Raw genomic sequence first — 1,679 nt, 5'->3', positions numbered from 1 at the left:
TATATCTCCGGTCCGCCAACCTTGTGCAATCCGTCACCCTTCTCTGCTTGGCGGCAGAGATGACGGCTCATCAAGATATAGGAACGCGAACCATGACTACCTCTGACGACTTACACCCAAACAAAACCCTCGGCACCACCACCTTCTCCACCTGCGGCCCATCCCGTCAGCCGCTGTTCCGCATCAATCCCGACATCCCCATCGAGTCCGCACTGGAGCATGCGTCCAGCTTATTGGCGTGTATCCATGAGTTGAGCCTCGACGCCGCGATGGGCGATGCAAGCAAGCAGAGTGTCTGGGCGGTTCATCATTTGAGTGATATGGCAAAGGCGATTCTGGAGGATGCGTTGTCTGGAAGTGCTGCACGACATCTGATGGATTGACGCTGGCTAATGGCAGATTTCTCGGTCTGGACAGGTTGACTCGGTAAGCGGCCCATCCTGCGTGCGAAGCTTGTTTCGAACCAGACGGCACGTTGAAGAAGGTGCACCGCGTTATCGTTCATCGCAAGCAAGCTCAGGTCCTACAGGTATTTGCGCAGGGTATCGCTGACACAGCGGCTGCTCCCTCAAGGATCAACGAGGCGAATCCTGCTGGAGGTGAAACCTCGGCGTTTTTTTGTTCTGATGGCGGGACTTCACGACTGTCCGGACTCCCCATGCGCATCGAACCCCTGCCGCCGCTGCAAACCCTGATCGCTTTCGAGGCGGCGGTGCGCCATGGCAGTTTTACCCGTGCTGCCACTGAGTTGCATCTGACCCAGAGCGCAATCAGCCGGCAGGTGCAGCAGCTTGAGGAGTTTCTGGGGCGGGCGTTGTTTCGGCGTGAGCACAAACGTATTCATTTAACGGTGGCCGGACAGGTTTATGCCGAGCAGGTGCATCGGGTGCTTGCCCAATGCGCTGAAGCGACAGCGCAGGTCATGACTCACAGCGGCGAGCAGGAGCTGACGCTGGCGTGTTCTAGTGGCGTCGCGGCGTTGTGGCTGGGGCCGTTGATGGGGCGTTATGCCGATGAGTTTCCCAATGTGGACGTGCGTCTGCGGGTGGTCGACGGGCTGGATTCGCTGGTGCGTGCGGAGTTTGATCTCGCGGTGTATTTCCTGCGTTCAGGGTCGCCGCCGGGACTGGACAGTCGGCTGTTGTTTGCTGAGTCGGTGGGGGCGTATTGCGCGCCGGGCTATCTGCAAGGGCAAGTGCTCAAGCCACAAGCGTTGTTCGAACATCGCTTGTTGATGCTTGAGGATGGTCAGCGTCAGTGGCTGTCCTGGACAGATTGGTTTGCGCGTCAGGGTATTGATGCCTCGGCGATTCGTAAACGCCTGACGGTCAATAACTACCCGGTGATGGTGGACCTGGCGATCGAAGGTCGCGGCATTGTGTTGGGATGGAAGCCGATGATTGACGGGCATCTGAAATCCGGTGCGTTGGTGCCTGCGTGTGACGTCCATGTGGGTGAGATCGGTGGTTATTATTTGCTCAATCCGTCGGGGCAGTTTCCGAGTCGCGCGGCGCGGTCGTTTGAGCAGTGGTTGACGGTTCAGAATTCAGAGGCTGAGTAGGACCTTTTGTCGGGGCGAGCGGGCGGCGTTCCAACAAAGAATCTTCTTCAATTAGATAGTTACGCGTTGTTTGATGAAGTCTATTGAACACCGCGAGGCCGCGATGGCGTCCTGTCTG

General features: G+C 57.7%; 2 protein-coding genes. Both read left to right on the top strand.

The features are described 5' to 3' along the window. Positions 1–92: 92 nt before the first annotated feature. On the top strand, positions 93–383 hold the full coding sequence (locus AUC60_RS20255; protein ID WP_087271735.1) for a DUF6124 family protein: 291 nt from the start codon (positions 93–95) through the stop codon (positions 381–383). Between the two features lie 275 nt (positions 384–658). Then, complete coding sequence (locus tag AUC60_RS20250) at positions 659–1,561, top strand: LysR substrate-binding domain-containing protein (RefSeq protein WP_087271732.1); 903 nt, start codon at positions 659–661, stop codon at positions 1,559–1,561. Positions 1,562–1,679: the final 118 nt, after the last annotated feature.

This window comes from Pseudomonas caspiana (assembly GCF_002158995.1).
GTDB classification, from domain to species: domain Bacteria; phylum Pseudomonadota; class Gammaproteobacteria; order Pseudomonadales; family Pseudomonadaceae; genus Aquipseudomonas; species Aquipseudomonas caspiana.
Note: the sequence above shows the minus strand (reverse complement) of the source record. Positions and strands in the feature narration are given on the sequence as shown.

Bases quoted from the DNA above. Each gene is read 5' to 3' on its own strand.
- AUC60_RS20255 (WP_087271735.1), top strand. From the start codon at position 93: ATGACTACCTCTGACGACTTACACCCAAACAAAACCCTCGGCACCACC.
- AUC60_RS20250 (WP_087271732.1), top strand. From the start codon at position 659: ATGCGCATCGAACCCCTGCCGCCGCTGCAAACCCTGATCGCTTTCGAG.